Annotated in this window: 14 protein-coding genes and 4 pseudogenes; 3 read left to right on the forward strand and 15 right to left on the reverse strand. The window is 44.0% G+C overall.

Annotation, left to right across the window (positions count from 1 at the left end):
- Window positions 1–161: 161 nt before the first annotated feature.
- Entirely contained in the window at window positions 162–950 is a 789-nt protein-coding gene (locus AC1DOV_RS31300) for a hypothetical protein (protein WP_477551902.1), read from the reverse strand.
- Window positions 951–1,408: 458 nt separating this feature from the next.
- On the opposite strand from AC1DOV_RS31300, the gene AC1DOV_RS31305 reads away from it, so the two are divergent.
- Complete coding sequence (locus tag AC1DOV_RS31305) at window positions 1,409–2,377, forward strand: copper amine oxidase N-terminal domain-containing protein (protein WP_477512041.1); 969 nt, start codon at window positions 1,409–1,411, stop codon at window positions 2,375–2,377.
- A gap of 306 nt (window positions 2,378–2,683) precedes the next feature.
- Here AC1DOV_RS31305 and AC1DOV_RS31310 read toward each other — a convergent pair whose 3' ends face one another.
- From AC1DOV_RS31310 to AC1DOV_RS31365, 12 genes and pseudogenes are all read right to left on the reverse strand, one after another.
- Complete coding sequence (locus AC1DOV_RS31310) at window positions 2,684–3,919, reverse strand: CynX/NimT family MFS transporter (RefSeq protein WP_477551903.1); 1,236 nt, start codon at window positions 3,917–3,919, stop codon at window positions 2,684–2,686.
- A 220-nt stretch (window positions 3,920–4,139) separates the two neighbouring features.
- Window positions 4,140–4,706: a helix-turn-helix domain-containing protein gene (locus tag AC1DOV_RS31315; RefSeq protein ID WP_477551904.1), complete on the reverse strand. Its 567-nt coding sequence runs from the start codon at window positions 4,704–4,706 to the stop codon at window positions 4,140–4,142.
- A 158-nt stretch (window positions 4,707–4,864) separates the two neighbouring features.
- A pseudogene (locus AC1DOV_RS31320) lies at window positions 4,865–5,250 on the reverse strand (manganese catalase family protein); the annotation flags it as partial.
- Between the two features lie 302 nt (window positions 5,251–5,552).
- On the reverse strand, window positions 5,553–6,434 hold the full coding sequence (locus tag AC1DOV_RS31325) for a sugar phosphate isomerase/epimerase family protein (protein WP_477551905.1): 882 nt from the start codon (window positions 6,432–6,434) through the stop codon (window positions 5,553–5,555).
- A complete protein-coding gene (locus AC1DOV_RS31330; RefSeq protein WP_477551906.1) occupies window positions 6,431–7,489 on the reverse strand; it encodes a Gfo/Idh/MocA family protein in 1,059 nt (352 codons plus the stop codon). Before AC1DOV_RS31330 ends, AC1DOV_RS31325 begins: the two co-directional genes overlap by 4 nt.
- A gap of 25 nt (window positions 7,490–7,514) precedes the next feature.
- A complete protein-coding gene (locus AC1DOV_RS31335; protein WP_477551907.1) occupies window positions 7,515–8,840 on the reverse strand; it encodes a carbohydrate ABC transporter permease in 1,326 nt (441 codons plus the stop codon).
- Window positions 8,841–8,862: 22 nt separating this feature from the next.
- Window positions 8,863–9,627, reverse strand: a complete 765-nt coding sequence (locus tag AC1DOV_RS31340) for a carbohydrate ABC transporter permease (RefSeq protein WP_477551908.1) — start codon at window positions 9,625–9,627, stop codon at window positions 8,863–8,865.
- Window positions 9,628–9,874: 247 nt separating this feature from the next.
- A complete protein-coding gene (locus tag AC1DOV_RS31345; protein WP_477551909.1) occupies window positions 9,875–11,299 on the reverse strand; it encodes an extracellular solute-binding protein in 1,425 nt (474 codons plus the stop codon).
- A 92-nt stretch (window positions 11,300–11,391) separates the two neighbouring features.
- Window positions 11,392–13,029, reverse strand: a complete 1,638-nt coding sequence (locus AC1DOV_RS31350) for a response regulator (RefSeq protein ID WP_477551910.1) — start codon at window positions 13,027–13,029, stop codon at window positions 11,392–11,394.
- Entirely contained in the window at window positions 13,007–14,893 is a 1,887-nt protein-coding gene (locus tag AC1DOV_RS31355; protein WP_477551911.1) for a cache domain-containing sensor histidine kinase, read from the reverse strand. Before AC1DOV_RS31355 ends, AC1DOV_RS31350 begins: the two co-directional genes overlap by 23 nt.
- 167 nt (window positions 14,894–15,060) lie before the next feature.
- Window positions 15,061–20,547 (reverse strand): S-layer homology domain-containing protein, encoded by a 5,487-nt coding sequence (locus AC1DOV_RS31360; protein ID WP_477551912.1) that lies wholly within the window; start codon window positions 20,545–20,547, stop codon window positions 15,061–15,063.
- A gap of 165 nt (window positions 20,548–20,712) precedes the next feature.
- Window positions 20,713–21,825, reverse strand: a complete 1,113-nt coding sequence (locus tag AC1DOV_RS31365) for a Gfo/Idh/MocA family protein (RefSeq protein WP_477551913.1) — start codon at window positions 21,823–21,825, stop codon at window positions 20,713–20,715.
- A 122-nt stretch (window positions 21,826–21,947) separates the two neighbouring features.
- Between AC1DOV_RS31365 and AC1DOV_RS31370 the strand changes: the two genes are divergently transcribed.
- The gene (locus AC1DOV_RS31370; RefSeq protein WP_477551914.1) at window positions 21,948–22,871 is read left to right on the forward strand and encodes an AraC family transcriptional regulator; all 924 of its coding nucleotides are present in this window, start codon (window positions 21,948–21,950) and stop codon (window positions 22,869–22,871) included.
- A 455-nt stretch (window positions 22,872–23,326) separates the two neighbouring features.
- Window positions 23,327–24,297, forward strand: a pseudogene (locus tag AC1DOV_RS31375) (transposase).
- Window positions 24,298–24,694: 397 nt separating this feature from the next.
- Here the strand turns inward: AC1DOV_RS31375 and AC1DOV_RS31380 are convergent.
- Window positions 24,695–25,081 (reverse strand): annotated as a pseudogene (locus tag AC1DOV_RS31380) (manganese catalase family protein); the annotation flags it as partial.
- Between the two features lie 479 nt (window positions 25,082–25,560).
- Window positions 25,561–25,650 (reverse strand): annotated as a pseudogene (locus AC1DOV_RS31385) (flagellar biosynthesis protein FliA); the annotation flags it as partial.
- Between the last annotated feature and the right edge of the window lie 349 nt (window positions 25,651–25,999).

Below are 25,999 nucleotides of genomic sequence, written 5' to 3' on the forward strand. Positions count from 1 at the left end.
GTAATTTGTTCAATCCGTTGATTTTGTGCGTCTGATTGCTTAAACTTCATAGTAAGAGCGCCTCCTTGATGTGTTGTCGACAAACCCATCATACCGAGGTGCTCCTTTTTTGACAAAGACTATTTCTTAGCCTCAACAGGAATGTTTAGAGCTTAACCAATTTACGGATTCACCAAGACTCTAACATCGAAAGCTGAAAGAGACTTTAGACCAATTTTATTTAGATATGATAGACGCAATTCCAGATCATTAATCAATTCGCAAAAATTATCTAATACTTGTTTGTCGAGGCAATTACGTAATTTCTGGACAACTAATAGTGATTCTGAGATCGGCATTCTCAACACATCTGAAAGGGAACTCCCCATAACCAAGCGTTCCTGTTCCAACAAGCTTTCGGTACAATTTGGACACTTTCCATGTTCGGAGAATAATTTTATTGCCCAAAGGTTTCCTTTACTAGTTGTTCCTGTATCACGCATATGTTTCAAATCGAAAACGCACCCACGATAATAGTTTTTATGTTCCCTTTTCTTGTAAACGTATGTTACAGGTTCCTTATCATATCCATAAAGTAAAATATCGGTAAATTGCTTATCTTGCTCAACCAGTGGGCTTTCAAAGTCAATCCCGATCATTTTAGCCAGTTCTCTAATCTTTACAACAGGTCCGCAGTTAGTACCCGCCCATAAAAGCACAGCTCCTTTTTTAAGCGAGAGTTCAGTTGCGACCATACGACTTGAATCAATATCACCAAGGATTGTACCTGTACCGTTACATGTAGTGCATGTTGGAGTGCTTTCTGGTAAAGACCAAATGCCATTTTTCTCTCTGGACTCACCAATATTCGCATACAATGACGAAAGATGTTCTAAGACTCCGGTAATTGTACTAACAAGAGACCCTGGTCTTTTGGCGTTAAACTTTTTACGGGAAAGTCCAAATTCCAATTAAAAACACCCCTTTGGCTGTTTGCTCAATACCCTTAAATTATACCGACCACATGTTATTATGTAAATATTTACCTCTAAACTATCATGCCCGTTAGTTCAATGAAAGACTGAATAATTAAAGGCATCCAACAATACTATTGAACCTGATTAACTAAATTCTAAAAAAAATCGGCGATAACGTTCTCTCCGACGCTCTCCGCGGAGCTGAGCATAAATTTGCGTGGTCGATGCTTTTTCATGCTGAGATCGTGAACCGACCGACAGCCCAAAGTATGTAAAACGATTGATGAGCTTAAGCTGCAATTAGGTTAGCCTCTTTATTTGAGGGAATTCGAAAAAACATTGAATACTTGTGTCACATTTCGACAAAATAACTATCTTTTTTATTGACAGAGTTCCAAATGATAGTAAGATAGTAAATAGTGGAAAAAAAATCTAGTTCTGGAGGCGTTTCTTTGAAGAGATTGTCGATTACTGCTATGATTTGCGTTTTATTGTTCAGTATAGGTGTTATTCCTGTATCAGCAGCCAATAAAGGAGCTTATATTTTTGTAGATGGAGTCCCGCTCAAATCTAAATCAGTAAGCAAGAATGGAGTTTCCTTCGTTCCCTTCAGAGAATTATTTGGAAATTTGAAGATGGAAATTGGTTATGATGCAAAACTTAAACAAGTTACGGGCAAAAAGGATGATTTAAAGATTACATTTACGATTGGCAACAAAACAGCAGTTGTGAACGGCCAGAAGAAAGCATTGCAAGCAGAACCCTTTACGCAAAATGGCAACACTTACATCCCAATTCGAATCGTTGGGGAAGCAACAGGTAACTCCGTTTATTGGTCTGCAGAAGCGAATGTGATTCAAGTTAATAGTCCATCCTTTAAAGGGGCCTCTTACACGATCGATGGTATCCCGATATTTTTCAGTGCTGATGGAGTGATATCGTTTGGTCCCGCTGCAACCAACGCCCTGAATACCCAAAAAGAGTTAGCCGAGATTGATTCCATTACCAAGACAATTGCAAATTTCCCTGAATTCCGTGTTGTTGGTGCGCCACCAACAGAGAAAGAATCCAAACTACCAGGGTATAAAGGATATCCAGATTATTTTGACGCCAATTATGTAGCTGCAGCAGAGAATAAAGAAGCATTGCCGCCACTGATGAGCAAGGGATGGATTTCATTATCTATGCTGTCTGAAATCGAAGGCGTAAGCAAACTTGGCAATAGCAATGCCAACATCATTACGATAGGCAAATATGTCGGCTTCGAAATCGTCAGAGTGGATATTAATTTGACAGCGGAATACAAAAAGGCGACGGATGGCGACTTTACTTTAAGTGACATTCGTATTAAGAAATACAAAGGAACCATGTATCTGAACATTGAAGATTTAATAACAACTGGACTCATAGAATCTAATTAACACTCATTTTTTTCAATTAGGAGTCAAATCATTGCTAATTTAATCGATTGAGCTGATCATGATTGACGCTTGTAAAAAACTAGGGCCACTTTGGGGCCCTAGTTTTTTGTTTGTTAGCGATTATCCACTTTCAATGATAATCAACGAACGCCAATTTAGCTGTCGAAAGCCTTCGATACATATTCCTGGCTGACATTAACCAAGGTAACTTGAGCTTGTTTGTTTCAGGCTATTCAACGGTTGCATCGAGGGGTTTGTTCGTTATTTCAGCTTTATCAATTGCCACAATAATTTTGTCAAACCTATTCATCGTCCTTTCTGTGGCAGTTCATAACTATTTCGGCTACCTACAAAACGGTTTCTTCCTGCTCCTATACCGACTAAAAAGAGTAAGACCGAAGCGCCAAGCAGAATGAAAAGTGGTAGATTCCAACTATTTGTCAAATCATGCAGAAATCCTATAAGGGCAGGACCGATTGCGGCAAGAAGATATCCGATCGATTGCGCCATGCCAGACAGTTCCGCTGCCTGATGCGCATTTTCAGTACGTAATCCGAAAAACATCATGGACAAACTAAAGGCGCAGCCTCCACCAATTCCGAGTATTATGATCCATAACAGAATGATATTGGAGCTTCCATATAGAAGTCCGAGCGTTCCCGTCAAAAGCAAAATGGTTATGATGACCACTAACAAACGTTGACTAGACATGCGCCCAGCAATAACGGGCACAATAAAAGTAAATGGAAGCAGAGCTAACTGCATTATCGAGAGGTACCATCCTGATTGGTTTGAGTCAATTCCTTGCTGCTTTAAAATTTCAGGCAACCATGCGATCAACACATAGAAAACCATGGACTGTATACCCATAAACAAGGTTACTTGCCAGGCAAGAGGGGATTTCCAAACATTCACATCATTACTGGCTATCTGTTGACTCATCGTGGTTGTTTGCTTCGTTTGATTTCTTAATTGGGGTAGCCAACAGAGAATCGATACAAAGCTTAGAATCCCCCATATTCCCAATGCTCCCTGCCATTTTAGACCTGCGTTCACGGCTAGCGGTACACTGATTCCCGATGCGATTGCTCCAAATAAACTCATTGAAATGGAGTAAATACCTGTCATGGAGCCAATTTTATTTGGGAAATCCCTTTTGATTAAACTTGGCAATAATACATTACATATGGCAATTGCGAAACCAAGAATTGCTGTCCCAATATACAAATTAGCTATGCCAGATAAAGAACGTATTACAATGCCAACAGTCAGAAAGATTAGGGCAATCAAAATGATACGTTCAACACCATACCTTCGTCCTAATTTTGGTACTAGTGGCGATAATAAAGCAAAGGCAAGCAAAGGTACCGTTGTTATCAGGCCGGCTAATGTATTTGAAATAAGAACGTCATCCCTTATGAAACTCACTAGAGGACCGACTGAGGTTAAAGGAGCACGTAAATTAGCTGCAATAACAATAATGCCGAGAATTATCAGTCCGATAGAAGATGGTACGGCTTTTTTATTTTGTTTGTTCGACATTCTTCATTTCTCCTTCCTGAATTTATACGTATAATTTGTTTCCTACTGATTGAAAAACTATGAAATAACATCCGCGCGAATAATAAAAGTATATTATAGTATATTATTTTTAACAAGTGGTATTATATAATATACATAAAATCATCTGCAAACAAAAATACAACTCTGAATTCCCGTCATGGAATTCGGAGTTGTATTAAATAAGTAGGATTTCTGACTTTTAGAAATCATACTTTAAGCATATATGGAGCACTGTTTCGCTATTCGTATGATTGGTATAAGAGTGAGGACAATCTGCACGAAAACTGATCGTATCATATTGATTCAATGTGTAAACCTCTCCATTGACTTGAATTTCAATGGAACCCGTCATTACTGTCGCAATTTCATTTGTATTCGCATGATGACCTTCAGGGTGATACGAGCTATTCGGCTGTAAGTAAGCCCGACACATTTCAATATCGTTGCTTGTGTGTTTAAAGACTGGTTCAATGATCCAATTTTTTTGATCATTAGAAAACCGCAGTCCTTCTCCCGCTCGATACAAACTAACAGGCTCTTCTGATTTCAACAAAGCCAACAGCGGTAAAGACATGCCTTTTGAAATTTTCCAAATAATCGCCAAAGTTGGATTTGTATCGCCACGTTCGATATTCCCCAGAGTAAGTTTGCTTACACCCGTTAATTCCGCTAATTCGTCTAAGCTCATGTTTTTTTCTTTTCTGTACTTTTTCAAGGCACCGCCGATTTGTAATACAAGCTGTTTTGATTCATCGATTTCATCCATTTGATATTCACCTCAACAAAAAACAATTATAGCAAGTATACTGTTTATCTAGACTCTTTTCCATACAATTAGTATTGGATGGTGGACTATTCTCCTCTGTAAAATTCTGTACACAAACAAAAAAAACCTCCCCGCAGTACCCTGCAGAGAGGTTCCTTCTAATAGAATATCTTCTCATCCCGCTTATCCTTAAGTATTTCCACCGCTTCCCGAACCGCAGAGAGTGTATAATCTCCCGCTCCCGCAAATACTTCAAGCTATCCTGCAGATCCACATCATCCGTAAGATCAATTAGCCACTGATACGTCGCCCTAACCTTCTCCTCCGCCGCTATGTCCTCATATAGATCCGCAATCGGATCACCTTTGGCCTGAATGTACGTAGCCGTAAAGGGTACGCCGCCTGCATTCTCATAAAACAAGGCGCTGTCATGAGCCACATAATGAGCACCAAGTCCAGCAGCCTTAAGCTGTTCTGGCGTTGCATCTTTTGTCAGCTTGTAAATCATGGTCGCAATCATCTCAAGGTGTGCAAACTCTTCGGTACACTGACGTTATCAGTGATGATTTTCCTAGACACAGCAAGGCTTTTGGATTTTGAATATTTCGGTATTAATGCCTTTTGACTATGAAGCGGCTACTCGACGCCCGAAATAGTATCAGCTTAAGCACCTCAAAAGGGTGCTTTTGTTTCTTATCTTACTTGGGGTCAATTAGCAGTATCAGCCCGTTAGGTTAATCTCATTTTCGCTTCAATAAAGATTATCGATTCCAAAAATACAAAGGAGAGAAGCGATATCCACTTCTCTCCTTTAAGCCGTTCAGATATTAGTGAGACCCCGCTAAGCTAACTCTTGAATTTTTTCAAAAACTGCACCGCTTTAATAATATCCGCTTCGGGATTCGTGCCAACCTCACGTTCAATCGTTAAATATCCCGTATATCCAATATCGGTCAGTGCCTGCAAATAGCCATGCCAGTTTACGCTGCCTTCGCCTAGAGGAACCTCGCGAAAAAATTCGCCAGATTCGGCAGCTTCCGCGATCTGCTCATGATCAAGCAGCTCATAGCCAAGCGACCCATAAATCTGACGTGGGTCCGATTCACGCAGACGCACTCCATCCTTAGCATGGGTATGAACGATATAATCACGCAACGTATACACGCCTTGAACGGGATCATCCCCCGTCACCATAACCAAATTAGCCGGATCATAATTGACAGATACGCCCTTGGAGCCAAGTCCGTCGAGAAAACCCTTTAAGGTTGCAGCTGTCTCTGGTCCTGTCTCAATAGCGAAAAAGGCATTCATACTTTCGGCATACGCACTCAGCTCGGCACAAGCGAAATGCATCGCTTCATAAATCTCACTATTGTTATCTTCAGGCACGACTCCAATATGAGTGGTCACAACGTTTGCTCCGAGCTCAACAGCCAGATCCAATATTTGCTTAGATTTAGCTATCTTCTCGGTATTCGCCCGTTTGTCCTGAAAGCCGTGGCCGCCTAAATCACCAACTAATGCGGATATTTCCAGCCTTAGTGAAGCTATATAGGCTTTCCATTCCTGGCGAGCGGCAGGGATCAGCTTATCCGGAACGAAATCCCCGGAAGCAGCATGGATTTGTACCCCATCAGCTCCGACCTCTTTCGCCTTTATCAAGCCCTCTTTTACGCCAGCCCGAAAGCTGTCCACAATAACGCCAATTTTGTTAGAAACAAGGATCATAGGATAACCTCCACACCCTTCGCTGCCGACTCATAGATTCCGCACAGTATTTTCATAAGCTCCACTCCGTCATCAACCGGACTTAACGGCTGCTGTCCAGTTTGAACACAGTCGATAAAATGATTGATTTCATTCTGAAATGCGGAATCAACGTCAAGACTGGCATGATCAACTTGTGGCACGATATTCAGGATTGTATTATGTTTCTCCGTTACCATAAGTAGTGAAGGATCAATTTCGAAGCCGCCTTTGTCCCCATACAGCTTAACTGATCTTTCATCCTCTTTGATGTGAAGTGAGAAGCTGACATCCACCATCAAGGAAGCGCCGTTATCAAAACGGATCAAGGCGTTAGCCAAATCCTCGACTGTATTCGTCGCCGGATCCCAATCTGCTGCTTTGTAGAATGATAGATGCTGAATATCTGCGCGGTTACCGAGCTTTCGATACGTATTGCCGCTTACGGACTTCACCTTCGGCTTGCCCATCAGATACCAGCAAAGGTCGATCATATGCACACCGATGTCAATTAGCGGCCCACCGCCAGAGCGCTCAATATCAGCAAACCATCCGCCCGGATTGCCCAGTCGACGCAGAGAGGAAGCCTTAGCATAGTAGATATCGCCAAATTCTCCCTTATCTAGAAACGACCTTAACATTTGCACATTTGCATCATATCTGCGGACAAAGCCAACCTGCAGCAGCTTCCCGCTACGCTTCACCGCTTCCTGCATAAGCAAGGCTTCCTCTACCGTTTTGCATAGCGGCTTCTCCACAAGCACATGCTTGCCGGCATCAAGCGCAGCAATACTGATTTCAGCATGTGACACATTCCAGGTGCACACGCTGACTGCATCGATTTCCCTGTCCGCCAGCAGCTCCTGATAGCTTGAAAAGATGTTGGAAGCTCCATACTTTGCACCTTTGAGCCTTGCGCGTTCCTCGTTTATATCACATATCGCATAAATTTCTACATCCGGATGGTTTCGATACGCCTTTAAATGTTCGTCTGATATCGATCCCGCACCAATTACGGCGATTTTAAGCTTCTGCATCTCTCTGTACTCCTTTGATCATTATTTATCCTTTAACACCTGTCCATGCCACCCCACGTTCAATCAGCTTTTGACAGCTGATGAACACAAGCAGTAGCGGAATTGTTGCTATTGCAAGTGTTGACATTACAATATGGGGTCCCATCGACTGATTACTCGTAAAGCTGTTTATGGCTACTGTTAACGTCCAAACCTCTTCCTTGCGCCCCACAACAAGCGGCCACAAAAACTCATTCCATGTCGCCATAAAAGACATGACGCCAATCGTCGTAAAAATTGGAATCGACAAGGGAATAACCATCGTAAAATAAATGCGGTACTCCGAAGCCCCGTCAATACGGGCAGCTTGAAGCAGTTCTCCCGGAAGCTGATCGAAAAAGCCTTTGAATAAAAAGATAGCGATTCCCCATGCGGAATGCGGCAGGATGATTCCCCATAGCGTATCTACCAGTCCCATCTGTTCGATGGTCAAATACAAGGGGACAAGCACAGCAAATTCCGGAATCATAATCGTAGCTACAAAGAACATCGTCAAGCCGACTCCCCATTTCCTGCTAACAAGCCTAGACAAGGCGTAGGAAGCGGTACCGCCAATCAAAATGTGAAGCAAAATAGTAACAACCGTAACGAATATACTGTTGCCAATGTAGGTCTGTAAGCCAACTCCCGAATCAAGGCCCTTCGTCTTCCAGATAACCTTATAATTATCAAAAAAGTGCGCCCAGCTGCCCGCCTGATGAATGGCTAGCAATGATCCTTGCATGAACTGGGCCTTATCAAGAAATGCGCCAACTTGTATGCTAAGGCTTTGATCGGCGGTAATACCCTCTTGTAAGTTCTGCGTCTCTGCCCTGTCTAAAGCAACGCCAGTTGCATACGCCTTAAATTGGGTATAACCCTTATCGCGAATGATCGGAAGCTTCACCTTCATCATCTCATCGGTAAAGACTTGAGCAGGCACAATTTCGGGCCTTCCTGCCGTGAATAGATAAGAGGGCGTTATGGCCTCGAATATTTTGTGATCATCTTTCATCCCAATAACTTTCAATTCGCCAATCGCTTCATTCTGGAACTTCTTCCATGTATACCACGTCGCTTTGGCGGCCTCCCGCTCATAGAATTGCTCATCGGTCGCAGTAGTTCCGCTATAATCAATTATTATGGAGACAGCTTGCGGCAAAGAAGGTATCCATTTGGGGGGAAGAGAATAGATCGACTTCCCATCTTTAAGTGACGAACTGAGCATCCAGGCCATCGGAATCAAACTCACGGCAATAAACACAACCGTAATGATATAAGCTGCCAGCTTAAGGCTGCCCGCGTCTTTCTCTCGAATTCGATTGGATTTCATGTTGTAGCCCTCCTTTCCTTCCCTATTGTGTCTGATCCTTTGATAACCGCAGCTGTACCATGGTGATGGCCGCTATTAACAAAAACATAATTAAAGAAATTGCACCTGCCAGACCAAAGCGATATGATTTGAATGCATACTCAAATACGAGCATCGTCAGTACACGCGTGCTATCAACAGGACCGCCTCCGGTCATAATGTACATCGGTTCGAACGATAGAAATACAGAAGCGATAAACGCGATGAACTGAATACCAATGATGAATCGGAGCCCGGGGAATATCACTCTAAGGATTCGCTGCCAAGGATTCGCTCCATCTATTTTAGCCGCCTCAACCGTTTCTTCCGGTATGCTTCTTAGTGCTGAATAATAGATGAGCACATTGATGCCGCCCCCGAGCATACTCGGGATAACGATTGCCAACTTGGCGATTGCCGGATCGCTTAACCAGTTATATGGACCAAGTCCAACAAGGCCTAGCCACTCGTTCAAAAGTCCGTAATCGGGATTATACATCCACTTCCAGAGCACCAATCCAGCTACAGCTGGAACTGCTGCGGGCAGTAAATACAGCACCCGGAACAGCGAATTATTGCGATGAATTTCATTTAAAAATAGTGCTTGTACGATCGGCACCCAGAAGGTCAATCCGATATATAACGCGCTGAAAGCAAGTGTGTTGCCAAATGCCGTCCAAAAAATCGATGACTTAAACAACAATAAATAGTTACCCAGTCCTTCAAAATGGCCGGGGGGATTCATCAGGTTGTAATCAAAAAAACTCATATATACGGCCCGTATCAACGGAATATATTTAAACATCAGGAAAGCAACAACTGCAGGCGTTAAAAAAAGAATCGCTATCCAGTTGATTTTGCGGCGTTTACGCGGCGGCTTAAGCAACAAAACTTTAGATTGTGACGGTATGTCCAGCTTGATTACCTCCGTTAAATAAATTCCTCAGGGAATGGTTGAACTAGCATAAGCTGCCTGCCCATATCGATCCCTGAGGAAATATTCGAGACTTTACTCTTTATTCCTTAATTTCCTTGTTGTACGGATCAGCGACTTCCTTTTGCGCCAATTTCTCTGCAGCCGTCAATTCAGCAAGCGGATCTGCGTTCTCATCTGTCAATACTTTCTGGATCGCCTTCACGACAAAGCTTCCCAGACGTTCCTTCAGAAAGTACTCCAGTTGGACGTTTTCCGCTGTCTTAGTCACGCTGCTCACCAGATCTGCAGGCACATTACTTGAAAACTGTGATGCATCTACGTCCTTCCGGACGGACAGCAAGTTAGGCAAAACACCATTTTCAGACTGAAACTTCAACATTTTCTCCAGCGATTCTTTGGAATTTCTGAAAGCCACATAAGTCAATGCCGCATCCTGTCTTTCTTTGGGTACCTTTGGATTAATAATCCAATATTGCCCACCCGTTTGCGAAGGCGCAACGCCTGCAGGTCCAACCGGATATGGCGCAAAGCCAATGTCGTTCAAGTCCATTCCGCCCTGTACAACTCCTGCAAACCAGTCAGAGGCAGATAGGATCATTCCTACACGTCCCAGGAAGAAGTCCTTCTGATTATCCCCGATATCCTGCACGATATTTTTCTGAACAACCTTGTGTTTCCACTTTAGATCCTTATAAAATTGCAGCGCAGTTACAGCCGGCTGCTTGCTAAAGTCTAGAGTGACAGAACCGTCCTCATTCTTGGTTGTGAGATCTCCACCTGCTTGCCACACATAATACTCAAACCACCAATCTGCCCAATCCATGCCAAGCAAAGCATAACCGTATTGATTTTTGTCCGGCATTGTCAGCTTTTTAGCATAATCAACAAATTCATCCCAGTTGGCAGGCGCTTTATTCGGATCCAGACCCGCTTCTTCAAATAGCTTCTTATTGTATAGAAGTCCCATGGTATACATATTATTCGGGATACCGTAGACCTTCCCATCAATAGTCCCAGCTGCCATTGCTGAAGGGAGGTACTGATCCTTATCGGCATACGTCTCCCAGAAGGACGTCAGATCTAGAGCAAAGCCCTGTTTGGCCCAATCGCTCATAATCGGAAAGTAAGCTGCAGCGTAAGCATCCGGGCCGTTCCCGCCAGCCATTGAAGTGACGAACACTTCCCGGTCATTGTTACCGGCAGGCTGAACCTCATGCTTCACCTTGATATGAGGATACTTTGCATCAAATTCCGCAAAAATCTCATCATATACCGGCTTCAATATGTCATCCGGCTTCGCTTTATCCCAAACGGTAATTTCTATCGGCTCCTGGTTGACTGCGCTTTCATTTGTGGCGCTGTCCGTTGCTTTTTCTGTTTGTTTCGGAGCTGTCGTTCCTTCATTTGAATTGCCCCCTTGGCCACACGCCGCCATAACAAGCATCATCGCAGTGACGATAACGATGCCAAATCGTTTCGTTAAAACTCCTAAATTACTGTGCATTCCTTTACCTCCTTTGTATTGTGTACTTCCTTATCATAAGGGGTTCTAAAAGGAGAAAAAATCAATATATTAACTATTCAATTTTCGATTTCTTAACACGATGCGAGGATATCATCACGGTATTTTTTGGGAGATACACCGTACATCTTGCGAAAAACGCTGCTGAAATAAGCATGACTGTCATAACCGACAATACCGGCAATTTGCGCCAGCTTCAGATCGACATTGGACATCAGACGAACGGCATGATTCAACCGCACCTTCGTAAGATAATTATTGAAGTTTTCACCGCTGCGCATCTTAAACAGCTTGCAGAAATAGTTGGGATGAATAAAGTAATGGTCCGCCACCCACGTCAGCGTAATATTTTCATAGTAATGATGATCAATGTAATGCCTTACTTCATCAATAACATCATCATTCGAAGCCCCTTTGTCATCTGGGATGAGCAGCATAACGGTACGAGCCGTTTGAAAAAGCGCATCCTTCGCCACCTGCCAGGAACGACAGGACAGTAGAACTTCAAGAAAATGCTGCTGCTCGTTTAGAATAAGCTCACTAGAATCGATATACTCGCTTAAACATCTTCTAAGCAGAGAATAGATCTGCAGAGACAGCTTCTCAAAGTCTAAATAGCCTGCCTCCGGTAAACTACACAAGCTTAGATACTGCTGCTCCAGCCACTGGCTGATGCGCTCCTCATCCTTGTTTTGCAATAATTTCGCAAATACAATTTCCTGATCAACTGCAATAATTGTCGGTCCTCCGGCTCGTTCCTTGGAAGCTGACACACGAAGCGCAGAATAGGAATACACTTTGCCTGTTCCATGCAAAACCTCTCCCCGTACCGCCATTCGAGCTTGTTCATAGGCATTCTTCAAGCTTGCACCTGGAGCATTCGAATTACTGATGCCGACTGCCGCTTCCAGCTGCAAATACTGGCGCAAGGCATAAAGGGCTTGACTCGCGATATTCGGAAAGTCGTGCCCGTTCCCCCTTCCCCTTGTTGGGAGAATGGCAATCATTTCATCAGAATGATAGGCATGTCTAAATGCGCTGCCATTATGACCTGATTGAACAAGCAATTGCTCGACAATATTTTGCACACCGAACCAGATCAACTGCTCGTCCTCTACATGAAACCCTTTATGAGGAAAGGAATACGGACGTATACGAATAACAAATAGAGTAAAGTCCGAGGCTTGCATTCGTACGACCTGCGCTAGGTCTTCATGATCTTGCAGTTCGCGAGCTTCTTCCTGAATTCTCCATGTCAACATGCGCTCACGCTGTGACGTCCTATTCGCCTCGTAATGTCTGAGTAACAAGCTGCGGTAATCCTGCTCACTGTCTTTAGCCAGAAAATGTGCCTTTAACTTCTCCAGCACCTCCGCCAATTCCAGTGCATTTACCGGCTTCAACAAGTAATGGACCACCCCGAAGTTCATGGCCTTACGTGCATATTGAAAATCATCATACCCACTAATGACAACGAATTGAATGTTATTATCTATTTGTCTCGCCCGTTCCAGCAGCAATAGACCGTCCATCACAGGCATGCGAATATCAGTCAATACGATGTCTGGTTTTTTGTCTTGAATTTGCTGGAGTGCGTCCTGTCCATCGACTGCATCACCGACAAATTCCAGCTGCATAGCTTGCCAGTTTATTTTGCAGAAAACACCTTTTCTCATGAATGGCTCGTCGTCAACGATCAGCACTTTCAGCATCTTCTTCACCCCTCATTACGTTTAATGGCACAACAAAAGAAACGGACGTGCCAGCCCCATACTCACTATCAATGGTTAATCCGGCTTTTTCCCCGCAGAACAGCTTTAATCGCTGATTGACGTTTTGTAAACCAATGGATACCCGATCTCTGTTCAAGGGCTGCGCCTGCTTATAGTTGTAAGGATCCTGCATCATTTCCCTGATTGCTTGCAGCCGCCCGGTCTCAATTCCGGTTCCATTGTCACTGATTTGAATAAATACCCACTCCCTATCAAGCGCTCTGGCCATAATCGTAATCATTCCTCCCCGCTGCATATGCTCTATGCCGTGTTTGAATGTATTTTCGATAATAGGTTGTAAAATCAGCTTAGGCAGCCGGATTTGCTCTAGCTCAGGCTCCACGTTAAATTTATAAGAGAACCGATCTTCGTAACGGATTTGCTGAATCGACAAATATAGCCGTACCTGATGAACCTCTTCCCGCAAAGTGGCATATTGACCTCCGCTAATATTGTAGCGAAACATTCCGCCGAGCGACTGGCTAATAAAGCTGATAGATTCGTTGCCGTCGATGGCGGCAATCGCATCAATCGTACCCAGCGCATTATACAGGAAATGGGGATTAATCTGGGTTTGCAGAGATAGCCATTCGGCATCCCTTTTAAGTAGATTGGCCTCCACATTTTTTTTGACCAATCTATCGATTTTCTTTATCATCCTGTTAAAACTAACGCCGAGAAAGCCGATTTCATCATAGGTTTGAATCGGTACCGAAACGTTGAAATTCCCCATCTCCACCCGTTTCATATGGTGGCGAAGCCTATGTATGGGCTTAATCATCCTGCTTGAAATGAGATACGAGGCCAGCATGGCGACCAACAAGCTAAGCAAGCCGATTGTAATCGCATCATTGCGTACCTTCTTTACATCCGCCAATATCGTATTAAGCGGTATTTTTCCAACCAGCATCATTTCGTAGTTATTGAATTTACGGTAAATGGTGACGTATTGCTTGCCATCCATAACCATTTTCCCCTGACCCTTTATACCCGAAAAATCATTAATTGAGAACCCCGGATCATGCAGTATCGAGTGTCCGATCGTTTGATCATCCTCACTGGCAATAATATTTCTGTCACCATCCACAATACTGAAGTTATGCATGCCATTCGGGTCCATATCAGCCAACGCTTTTTTCAACACCTTCCCCCGCATATCAATGCGCATTACGCCAACTAGCTTTTGGCTGTAGGTGTTTAATTTTTTAAGTGGCTGAATGTAACTGAGCGTATACTCGGGCTCCAGCAGGTCTTCCGGCACCGATCGCCCCACATGCCACTGCGGAGTACTATCATCCTGATTAATCAAACGAAACAGCGTCTCCTTCTCCTGCTCCATTAAGCTTTCATAATCAAAGTCGCTTCTTTGTCCATCCAAATCCACGACATTTCTTTCCCCACTATTAAATTGATGACCCTGCTTATCATAGATGGCAATAATGGAAATTTGGTCATTTCTTAACCGTGTCATATGAATTTTGGATTGATAAAGTATCTTTTTTGTCGTATCCACTGACATGCCTTCGAGAAATTGCTGTAGCACCGAATCGGTAAAAAATGCCCATGCCTCATTCTGAATACCACCCATTTGCAGCTCAAGCCTCTCCACCGTCTGATCTGCCAGCTTCTCTATATTGGCGAGTGTATTTCTCTCCACGCTCTCAGACATTCGATGATAATAAATCATACCGGTTATAAATATGGCCAAATAGGCAACACCAAAGAAAGAGAGAATCAGCTTGGCCTTAAAACTGTACTGAATCCATTTCCATAGATTTGATATGGATTTCCAACTGTTATACAACACAAACCCTCCTCATGTAACGAATGTTCTCTGCTGCACTATTTCCCTTGTTCTACTAAGTATTCATCTATTATGTCACAGTTTATTTCCGATTTGCTGCCTTTTTCTAACGCATGAAAACCCGGACCGCTTTACCAATAATGGCAAAAAGGTCCGGGTCTATCAATCTATTGTTTCTTATCCAGCATTCGCATGAGCAGAACGATCACTTCAGCTCTCGTAGCCTTGTCATTCGGCGCCAATCGATTGCCTTGTTTACCTCGAAGCAATCCTTCATTTACCGCTGCTGACATCGCCTCTTTCGCCCAAGCCGGAATATCATTTGTATCATCATAAGTCAATACTGCGTCAACATTAGTCTGCAGTTGAACTGCTCTTGCTACAATAACTGCTATTTCTGCGCGACTAATCTGCTGGCTAGGGCGGAACGTATTATCACTGTAGCCTTTGATTAACCCTGCCTCCACTACTTTTCCCACAATCCCTGCGGCCCACGCCGGTATTTGTCCACTATCGGCAAAGGCTATCACCGAAGAGTTCCCTTCAAGCATTAACGCGCGAGCCAGCATCACAACAAACTCGGCGCGTGTAATGAGGCCGTTCGGTCGAAATGTACCATCGGAATAACCCTGAACAATACCAAGCTCTACCGCCTTCTCGATCTGCCCCTTAGCCCAGTGGAGTTGAATATCCTTGAAGCTCACCTTCCCAGGATTCGGGTTTGCCCCTTCGGTATTGCTCGATTGATGGGGAATCGGGTTCTCTTCGGTATCTGTCGGTGTTTTGGGAAGCTCAAGCGACAGCAGATAAGGTACTAATGGTGACACTGTCATCGGCTCCGCCGCCACACTCTTACCGCTGATCAAATCTGTCCATAACGTCGTTCTTATCCCATTAACCATGACGTATGCTTGCTTTGGCAACGATGTATAATTGACGACATTAACAAGAAGCTTGCCATTATGCTTGACACTGCGCCATTCCGTGCCTTGTATCGGTTCATTGGTCTCTGCATCGATGAGCATGACATCAATCATCTCGGAGGCTGTGAAGCTCGGAAGCAATATATTCCTGATGCCTTCTGATGAGGTATCCGTAGGAATAAGCAGCGTATTGCTGTTGCCCATCAATGCACTGCGGACGACATCCTGCAAAGGTTGATTATGTTCATCAAATTTTAATGCGTTATTGCCGATTATAACCACCTTACGCCCTTGTTCAGCATAATCACGTATCGCCGTCAGCGTCTCCTCGTTCACATGCGTCGCTTCAGGTATGATCAAATATTTGTACTGCTGTGAGCGCCCCTCTTTTAGCTGCTTTTCCGAAATAAAGCCTACTTTTAGTCCGCTTAAACTGATTGCTTCATAAGCGTTTGTTACCGCAGAGTAGTATTTCGGTGCGAAGACGGATGAAGGAATCGAGTACAAAATGGCGACTTCCGCTTGATCCTCCTGTAGAGCGGTTACTTCATAGGCAAGACGATTCAAGTCTAAGTTTGTCTTCCCTACAGCCGCCACAACATCCGGACGATGCAAAATGCTACCGTAGAAATCGCTCGTCGTGTTATTGCTTCGTTCCCATGACCATATTGTTGTAGCCGATTGACCATGAACAGCATCCTGCCACAGCACGGAACGGACGTGATTCGCTTGCTCCGGAATGTATATTTTATCGCCGTCCCGGATGACATGATTCTCTGAGTTAAACACTGGCGCTTTTTTAAACGAAGTTTGCATATCATAAAATTTCAGTTCACTCAAGAAGCCGTCTTTCCCTTGACCCCAATAATTGGAGTTGTCATTGCCGTTGATTTGGCTAAGTTCGCTGAACTGCTCCGGATCAGTTCCCCATGTTAATTGTTTGGTCGAATCCACCGATGTGTCCATGACCTTCGAATGAATCGGTATGTTCATGTCGATCTCGTGGATGATTCCCGCCATCCAGCTATGCCAATCAGAAAACAACTTATTGTTGAATATAACCCAATCATAAAACTGTGGTGTTGGCTCCGCGTGAAGCGGCACAGCTTTCGAGTCTGGAGGCATGCCCACTTCGTCAAATGAATCATAATTTGTTCCGTATATTTGGTTCAACGCACCGATATTACCTTCATAAATTCCCGATAAATAAGTATGCCATTTCGGTAGATTTATCGGATCGACCGCAGAAAAATAGGCAGGTTCATTCGATATTGTAATACTATGCAACGACGGATAGTCTTTAACCAGCGGTATGATCGTTCGTAAGTATGCTTCCATGATTTCTCTGGCTTTCGGCGCATCAATGTCAAATTTAATCCAACCTTCGCCGTTAGTCTTTAGTTCAGGCCACTTTTCCAGTGCCCATGCAGGGAAATAATGTGGCGATAGCAACAAATTGACCGCTATATTATGATCGCTTGCATTTTGTAGTACTTTCTGAATATCGTTTTTGATCGTAGCAGTGGATATGAGATAATCTTCTCCCCCATCGGACACTACATTGTTCTCAAACCCCGGATCCGTCAATAAATTAACTGTGCTTCCCTGAGCGGTCATACTGACATCATCAATCCAGACTTTGCCGATTTCATTCTCAGATAAAATAACAAACGGGAATGAAGTTTCGTTTGCCCCGGTCGTATATTCATAGGTAATCTCAGTCCAATCATACGTTCCCGCAGGGAACATCTTTCGATAATCCCAGTTCTTACCTCCTGGGAACCAGACGTCTTTCACATTCTGTCCTTTAACCCATGCCTTGAACTCGTATGTCGTATTCGGTTTCACGGCGATGTTCTGCATTACATTTATATATTTATTAGGGCTAAGCGGGGTACTGTTCGTAAGGAGAAGCGCGGCTTCACCGGAATGATATACACTCCAATCCACCTTAGCTTTCGCCTGTACGCCGCTTGTCGCATTGACCGTCCAGCCAAATAATGAATCAACCGCCCGAATAACACTGTCCGGCCCAATTTCAATCTGAACGATATTGGTTCCGTAACCCTCGAATTGCGGAATATCCTGCCTTACTTGTTCGAAATGTCCGTAACCTGTGAAAAAGACGGGTCTTTGCTCCGTTTGGTTAGTAGTGGAATCATACGAATTCGCAATGAAGGAATAATTATGAATCGTCGGCCGCTGCAAGCCAGTAATGTAGCGCGGCACAAGCTGCGAATTCTTGCTTCCATTAATATAGCCTTGCAAATTTCCTACAGCTTCGTCATAAAGCTTCTCCAGTTGCTCGATAACGTAAAAGGAACGTTCCAGCATGCCGTTTGCCGCATCTTCTTTGCCATATTGGATAAAGTTGCGGATAACCGTTGCATTAACTTGTTCATAATCCGTAGCAATATGGAGCACCTTGGCCTCAAGCAACAAGTTATCCAACAGCGGCATCTTAGCTGCCAATTCATCGAACTGTGCATGGTCAACTTTAAGTGTCAATGTCTCACTTTTACTTGTACCGCTAGCCGCTTCATGGACAGTAACCGTAATTGGGTATATCCCAGGCACCGAACGAGTGATGTCTATCTTTTTCTTCAACACCGTTTGTGCCGGAAATGTAATCGTTCGATTAAGTCCAAGCTCTGACGAGATCAGATCCAACGTAATCTCATGATCACTATAGTTCGGAATTTGTAGTAAATACATCGATGTTTCGTCTTTGGAAAGCACCGCTTTTCCATCGAACCAAACGCCCCAGTCCTCATTTTGCTGAACCAGATCGAGAACCGCGAATCGGCTAGGATCTTTGCCGTTACCAATGCCGCCAGTCCACTCGATCCACCCTCTTCGTCCATTGCCATCGTTATCATTAATCAGTAGCTCAGCTCTGAATCGATGGTCTGGTTTTCCCGCAGCAAATATCGCCTTCCATGGAATCTTCGCTTCATAAGTCGTCACGTTCATATTTCGCACAGATTTGAACACTACCGCTTCCTTGTCTAGAGACGCTGTCCCGCTGCTCCAGCGCCAAATATCAGGTTGACCATTCACAAGAGCAAGCCCATATTCCGGACCATACGTATTGCCATCCTGACTGAAGGCGATCTGAACACTATCCCCCATCCAAACCCCGTCACCAGCAACTGCTTCGTGGATGTTATCTTTCACTTCGACACCTAAATATAAGGCATCTTGGTCATAAGCAAACTGTGCATTGGCGGATAAATCCTCATTGCCCGACCATCCGTCGAGTATAACTTGACGGTCATTGTCCGAAGGCAGCGATATACCTGTAAAGCTGTCCCATTCATTCAGTAGCCCATTAACTTCAATTCCATCAGTCGCATTGAATACGTTTGCATATTTTCCACTACCAAGCGTACTATTGAAGTGGTTTAAGCTTATGAATGTCTCACCTGCCGTATCTGTTCCTAACGTATAGGCATAATCGGAAACCGCACTATCTATCAAGTCTGTTGCTGTAGCATAAGCCCTAATCAACATGGCTTTGTCCACAACGATGGGCTGACTGTAAGTTGCCCGCGTTCCTGAATTCCTCGGGTCGGTGCCATCAACCGTGTAATATATTGTTGAATCCAAGGTCTCGGAAGATAGTTGAACCGTTGAGTTTAGCAACACTTCTCCAACCCGATCAGCCATTACCCGCTTCACTTGCATCGGAATCAAGCTTCGCATGTTATCCAATAAATATGTCATACTTGTACGTCCTTCAAGATCTGACTTGCTGTGTATGAAGAAATTGATCATACCGATCTGATCCCTTGGAATCGCAATCGAAGCCAAGTCGATTTCCACTGTATTCCACTGATTGGCGACTAATTGTTCAAGTACGCTTTCGTAGACAACCCCAGAATCGCCTGAAATTTTCAGCGTAAGTGGCTCTTCAGCACCAGTCGTTTGCGACACCGGGTAGATATCAACCAACAGCTTCTCTGCCTTGGCAAGATTGAGCTTCGGCGCTGGATTCCAATAAAAATTAATATAACCATCTGCCTCAGAATGGACATTATAGGTTATTCGGGCCGCCTGAGTCCCTTCCGTCAGATTGGAATTCTCAAGTTCCACCGCAACATTGCCTGCTGCAGAGCTATCCCCCGTCCATTCCGCTAGATGATTGAAGCCATTTACAACTTCACTCTGCAGTTGCTTCTCGAACCCCGCATTGTGCAGCAGGTTCGTACCTGAGCCTGACTTGACCATGGACAGATCATCAAACCAGACAGAATCCGTTGTATTTTCCGTAAGAATACGGAAATCGAAGGTATGTTCATTGCTGCCAGTCGTATAGGTTGTCGTCACCTGCTGCCAGTCGTAGCTTCCCGTGGGAACTCCTTGCTGCAGGGACCAGCCTGGAGCTCCGCCGAACCAAGTATTGTTAACATTCGTTCCTTTAACCCATACGGAAAGCACATATTCCGTGTTCGGCTCGACTAATACAGCTTGTGAAGCCGTAAAATATACATTAGCCGATAATGGAGATTCATTGGTTAATCTTAGCGCATGCAATCCCCGATGATACACACTCGAATCAACGGCATAGCTGCTAGCCACACCGCCGCTCCGATGAAATAACCAATCGGTAACAGTAGGGTTACCCGGTTCACTTGCCCATACCTTGCTTGAACTCGTTCCTAAAGACAGTACTGTCAGAGTGAATATCAAAATTACTGCAAGATGAATGATTCCAACTTTTTTCCACATGACTTTTCCTCCCTTATCATTCGTGGTACTGCAACTAGTTAAGTAAGATTATTATAATTTTGGAGGGGAACATTACATATGAATTAATTAAGTATTTAGTTTCACTTTTTTAACTGTCTCTCCTAATATAAAAGGAAGGTCTCTCCTAGTTGAGAGACCTTCCTTTTAATGATCATATGCAATTGTAAGGAATTGTCCCGTTTCAGCGGACTCCTTGGCCTTAAGACACATAAGCGCGCTTATCAATCCGTCCTCGAGAGTCGAAAGTGAACGGGCAGTTCCGCCTTTTATCAGTTCAATGAAGTTGGCGGCAAGTGCCGTATCCCCGCCGAAATGGTCTTCATCTAATTCAAATTGATAGGTTTCCACCCGCGCCGTATGGTGCATGAATACCCTGACCAGTCCCGTTGTGAAATCAAATTCCAATGTTCCCTTATAACCTAGCAAACGTGCTCCCCTGCTGCCTGCTCCACGGCGGGCAAAAAAATTTTGCGAATAAGAGAGATGCATTCCCGTTTCATAACGAAGGAGCGCGCTACCCGAATCTTCGTTGCCAGTATCACTCGTATAACAGCAATGGGTCAATTTGTCGGCCACATCGGGACGGAATGCTGTACTGTCCGGACAGCTTCGGTTGTCTTCGCATGCTTTGCAGGTCAAGCCTACTGGCTTCGTCCCCTTGAATATTTGCTTGGAGGTCATTGCACACACTTCCGTCGGCCGTATGCCTAGAATTGCATTCAGATAATCAAAATCATGCGTTGCCTTTTGCAGGAACAGACCACCAGTTATTTGGTCATCCCGATACCAGGACTGATAATAAACCGCTCCATACGGTACGTTATTGACCGCCTGTACATGCTCCACCGTCCCGATTTTGCCGGAATCGATGATCTCTTTTACGAATTGGACGATGCTTGTCAGTCTGAGTGGGAAGGAGACAACAATTGGGGACGAGGAAGCTTCATACCCTGACCTCAGCCTGAGCAATTCTTCCATTGAAGCGGCAACGGGCTTCTCCAGATAGATTGGCAGGCCGGTTGGCATAACCTTTAGCGCCATTTCCGTGTGCAGCGAGCATCTCGTTCCGATCAGCACGCCGTCCAGCGTCTCCGACAGCAATTCTTCGACTGTTCCCATTAATCGGGCTGGGGCAATATCCGCTGTCCGCAATCCAGGATCAACCACCGCAACGACTTCGCAAGATTCATCTACCTCTTTCATTTTCCGCAACACCGTTTGCGCCCTATCCCCATAACCTATCACGCCTAATCTCATTGACAAATCCCCCTTAAGCTCCAACAATGGTATTACAATAGTTGTAGTATAGTAGGTTTTAGGATGATTGGATTTGTAAAAAAAGCAACTTTATTTGCCCTTTTGGGAGGTTATCAACAGGAATGCAGAGCAAAGAATGGTCACTGGATCAGCTGCGTCGGACAGGTCTGCGATCAACGATTGAAATTCGAAAGCTAATTACGCTATTCTATTTCGAGCACAGCAAGGACTACGTCTTCAATGGGGAGAAACATAACTTCTGGGAATTTCTTTATGTAGATCGGGGAGAAGTCGAGGTCAGGACCGATAAAGCCATACATGTGCTTAGACAGGGGTCAGTCATTTTCCATAAGCCGAATGAATTTCACAGCTTTCGCGCTGCTAAGGGTATCGCTCCCGATGTGATCGTAGTTACATTTGACTGCCACTCTCCCGCCATGCGCGGATTCGAAGGTAAACAACTCCAAGTAAATGAGGAGGAGAGGAACATGCTTGTTCTCATGATGAACGAAGGAAAGCAGGCTTTCGAATTCCCCTTCCGCCATCCTTTGAAACGTCTTCCAAATGCACCTGCAGGTAGTGAGCAGCTGCTTCGATGTTACCTGGAAACCTTCCTACTGCTACTACTCAGGAAACTGGGGGCTGTTGACGGTGGGATCGAACAGCAACAACATTCACTTAGTCCCCCTGCTCGCGAGAAAAGCGAGCAGCTCCTGCTTCGAGACATCATGAGCTATATAGATGAGCGTTTAAACGATCCGCTCAGCATCACGACAATATGTGGTGAATTTTATATTAGCCGCACGCGCCTCCAAATGATTTTTCACAAGCAGGTCGGCTGCTCCTTCAAGCAATATGTCACACGAATGAGGATCCGCAAGGCAAAAATCCTTATCCGCGAAGATACCCGCAATATGACAGAGATCGCATGCCTGTTAGGTTTTGCTAGCATACATTACTTCTCCAAAGCCTACAAAAAGGAAACGGGCATGAACCCTTCGGAATACGCACGTTCAGTGAGAGCGCGGATGGATGCTCCGAAATGATGTAGGCTTCCTGTAATCTTATATAAAAATGAACTTGTCAAAACGTTGTGGGCAATGAAAGTCAAAAATATCTGTGTGCGACTAGTCTTTGTACAAGAAAGATAAATAATTGTCTTAACTCAATTGGAGCATTTGGCTTGCATTAAATATCGGTACAGCCATATTCGCCATCCTTTCAATAAGCATGCTTTTCGAAAGGATGGCGAGTATCTCAAATGCTCCGATATTTGATAATGAATATGCACACGGCGCATTATTGAAGGAAAAGCATTGGAATCGGAATTAAAACAGGTCACTGCATCACCTGCTCATCCATATTTTATTTAGCTATCGTGTCCCGTTAGAATTCCTGTAATACGAATAATTTGGCGGCTGAACAAAAACGAGCGCCTCGGTAAGATGGGGTTGCACACGAGGCCATTGCCTCAAAAAGCCCATCAGGAGGTCGCTCTACTATGAAGTTTAAGGCACAGGAAAAACAAAATCAACCCATTGAAAACATTACCGTTAATCATCTAGTCGTTGGTGTAGACATCGCTCAGGAAGTTCATGTTGCTAGAGCTGTCAGCTTTCGCGGGATTGCTTTAGGCACACCACTAGAGTTCGGCATCAACCTTGAATTGAGCCGTTTGGTGATCGTGTCTCGGTTAGCCATGAGAATTCGCATACTGTAAACCAAATTCATCGTTGGGTAGATATTGTGTTTCCTTAGCTGCGTCAAGTCTTTAAGATCCTTACTTGCGCGAGTGCCATTGCTACGCTCAGGCTCTTCCCCTTACCGAAGGAAATTAGTCGGTTAACCACCGAGCAAGTCCTTACAGGCTGGAAGCAATATGTGAAGCGTCATGCTGGAGTTAAACGAGCGGAGCAGCTCATTTCACTTGCAAAATGCAGTATAGGCACCACACAGGCACTCTATGCCCAAAGACTTCACATAGGGCAACTGCTCGAGGAATACGACTTGGCCCAGCGCCAGCTTGAACAAATTGAGCATGAGCTTCATCTCATCCTTGAACGTATTCCCTATGCGCAGAAACTCCTTGAAATACGAGGAGTAAATGTAACCAGCTTAGCCGGTGTTCTGGGCGAAGCCGGAGATGTGAGCAACTATGCCCATAGAAATGCTTTATTACGACATGCCGGTCTTAATCTAACAGAGGCGAGTTCCGGAAAGTGGCGTGGTAAAATGTCACTTAGCAAACGTGGCCGCCCTCGCCTTCGGCGGTTCCTTTATCTGATGACAATGTGTATGGTTATGACTAATTCATATGTCAGGGATCTGCACCACTTCAACATTGAGGTAAAGAAGTTAAAGAAAATGAAATCCATTATGAAACTATGCGGTAGAGTCGCACGAATACTAGTAAGCTTGACAAAAAGCAGTGAAAGCTATGACTCAGCCAAAGTTTTCCCGCAAGCAGCCTAAAGACTTTCTGTACTCACCAGCTCATGCATTCGCAGGATGACAAGAAGCACGGAGTATCGGAATACGTTGCACAAAAGGGCTCGAACCCGTTCCGTTAGAAAGACCGACCTCCACCCCTAAGTTAGATGTGACGAAGGTATGAAAGGGCTTAGACCCGTTGAGGGAGACGTGCGCATATGGAACAATATGGGTGATCAATACCTCACCTTTATTTCCGCATGCCTTTGCTACGGTCCCCAAATCACTTACTCCTATAAATCTTCTTCTCTCACATCTGCAGTAAGGTGAAATCCTGCGAATTCATGAGTCTGAGTGAGGAAACTGAATCATTTTGAGGCAGCTTAATATCAAGAGTAATCAAAAAACCTCCCCGCAGCACCCTGCAGAGAGGTTCCCTTTAATAAAATATCTTCTCATCCCGCTTTTGTTTAAGGATTTCAACCGCTTCCCGAAACCGCAGTGAATGCACAATCTCACGCTCACGCAAAAACTTCAAACTGTCCTGCAGATCCACATCGTCTGTCATATCAATCAACCACTGATACGTCGCTCTAGCCTTCTCTTCTGCAGCTATATCCTCATACAAATCAGCAATAGGATCACCTTTCTCTTGAATATAGGTAGCCGTAAAAGGAACTCCCCCTACGTTCTCATAGAACAAGGCACTATCGTGAGCCACATAATGAGCACCGAGTCCCGCCGCTTTCAATTGATCCGGCGTAGCATCTTTTGTTAATTTATAGATCATTGTATAGATAATTTCCAAGTGAGTAAATTCGTTGGTACATTGTAATTAACAGTAATGATTTTCCTATACACAGTAAGGCTTTTCGATTTAGAACATTTTAGGTTTTAGGGCATGTGACTACAAATCATCAATCTAAAACCAAAATCTCATCTCACACTGCAGTAGCAACTTATCTTTTCAAAGCCGTTTGGCTCCTCTGTGTCTCAACCTAATACAATCTACGATCAAAATCAAATGCCTTCCAAGACTGACTTGGCATTATGGTATCCTACTCATTTAGACAATATATAAAAAAGCCACATGTTATGCGACTTCCGTTGTATAGATATTCATATCATCAGACAGAACTAATGTTGCTCTTCAAAATAATGAACTCTGAAATAATAACTTCTTTTAATGTTATTTTCTTTTTTGTTTCGATCTATTGGAGTTAGAAAAATCACATCATCTGGGTTTTTCGCAACTCCAAACACTTCTCCTTTAAAACTTACTGTTTCTAAATCCCAAGTCAATAGACTTACCGTAGCTTTGATCAGGGCTATGGTGCCGATTGAAATCAAATCCTCTAAGTCCTCACCCGTATTATCGTATTTTTTGAGGTTGTGGACACAACCCTATGTAAATCATTGCTGCCAAGAGTGGAAAGCTATCCTCTGCAGTTCGATCCACACTAATAGTAAACACCCATTGTATAAATACAATGAGTGTCTGTCTTTCATTACTTAATCGTTTTTAGCTTAGGCGAATTGCTCTCTCATAATGATATCACCGTTGATAAGCTATTTCTCAAAATCCGAACCCAATTAGCCATTCTCCAAAGCAATTGGTCTACGGCCAGCATGCAAAGAAGCTCTTTATTAACGTTCACGTTAACCAGAAGAGGAAGATTGTCGATCGTATTGTCAAAACCTTTTATCGTGCAGCTTTGGGGGATAGGAAACGCCCGTTTCTCTA

The organism is Paenibacillus sp. 01T47 (genome assembly GCF_056398245.1).

Excerpts from the sequence above, each read along its gene's own strand:
- AC1DOV_RS31325 (WP_477551905.1), bottom strand. The coding sequence starts at position 6,434 with ATGATCCTTGTTTCTAACAAAATTGGCGTTATTGTGGACAGCTTTCGG.
- AC1DOV_RS31350 (WP_477551910.1), bottom strand. The coding sequence starts at position 13,029 with ATGCTGAAAGTGCTGATCGTTGACGACGAGCCATTCATGAGAAAAGGT.
- AC1DOV_RS31330 (WP_477551906.1), bottom strand. The coding sequence starts at position 7,489 with ATGCAGAAGCTTAAAATCGCCGTAATTGGTGCGGGATCGATATCAGAC.
- AC1DOV_RS31315 (WP_477551904.1), bottom strand. The coding sequence starts at position 4,706 with ATGGATGAAATCGATGAATCAAAACAGCTTGTATTACAAATCGGCGGT.
- AC1DOV_RS31345 (WP_477551909.1), bottom strand. The coding sequence starts at position 11,299 with ATGCACAGTAATTTAGGAGTTTTAACGAAACGATTTGGCATCGTTATC.
- AC1DOV_RS31370 (WP_477551914.1), top strand. The coding sequence starts at position 21,948 with ATGCAGAGCAAAGAATGGTCACTGGATCAGCTGCGTCGGACAGGTCTG.
- AC1DOV_RS31360 (WP_477551912.1), bottom strand. The coding sequence starts at position 20,547 with ATGTGGAAAAAAGTTGGAATCATTCATCTTGCAGTAATTTTGATATTC.
- AC1DOV_RS31365 (WP_477551913.1), bottom strand. The coding sequence starts at position 21,825 with ATGAGATTAGGCGTGATAGGTTATGGGGATAGGGCGCAAACGGTGTTG.
- AC1DOV_RS31310 (WP_477551903.1), bottom strand. The coding sequence starts at position 3,919 with ATGTCGAACAAACAAAATAAAAAAGCCGTACCATCTTCTATCGGACTG.
- AC1DOV_RS31340 (WP_477551908.1), bottom strand. The coding sequence starts at position 9,627 with ATGAGTTTTTTTGATTACAACCTGATGAATCCCCCCGGCCATTTTGAA.
- AC1DOV_RS31335 (WP_477551907.1), bottom strand. The coding sequence starts at position 8,840 with ATGAAATCCAATCGAATTCGAGAGAAAGACGCGGGCAGCCTTAAGCTG.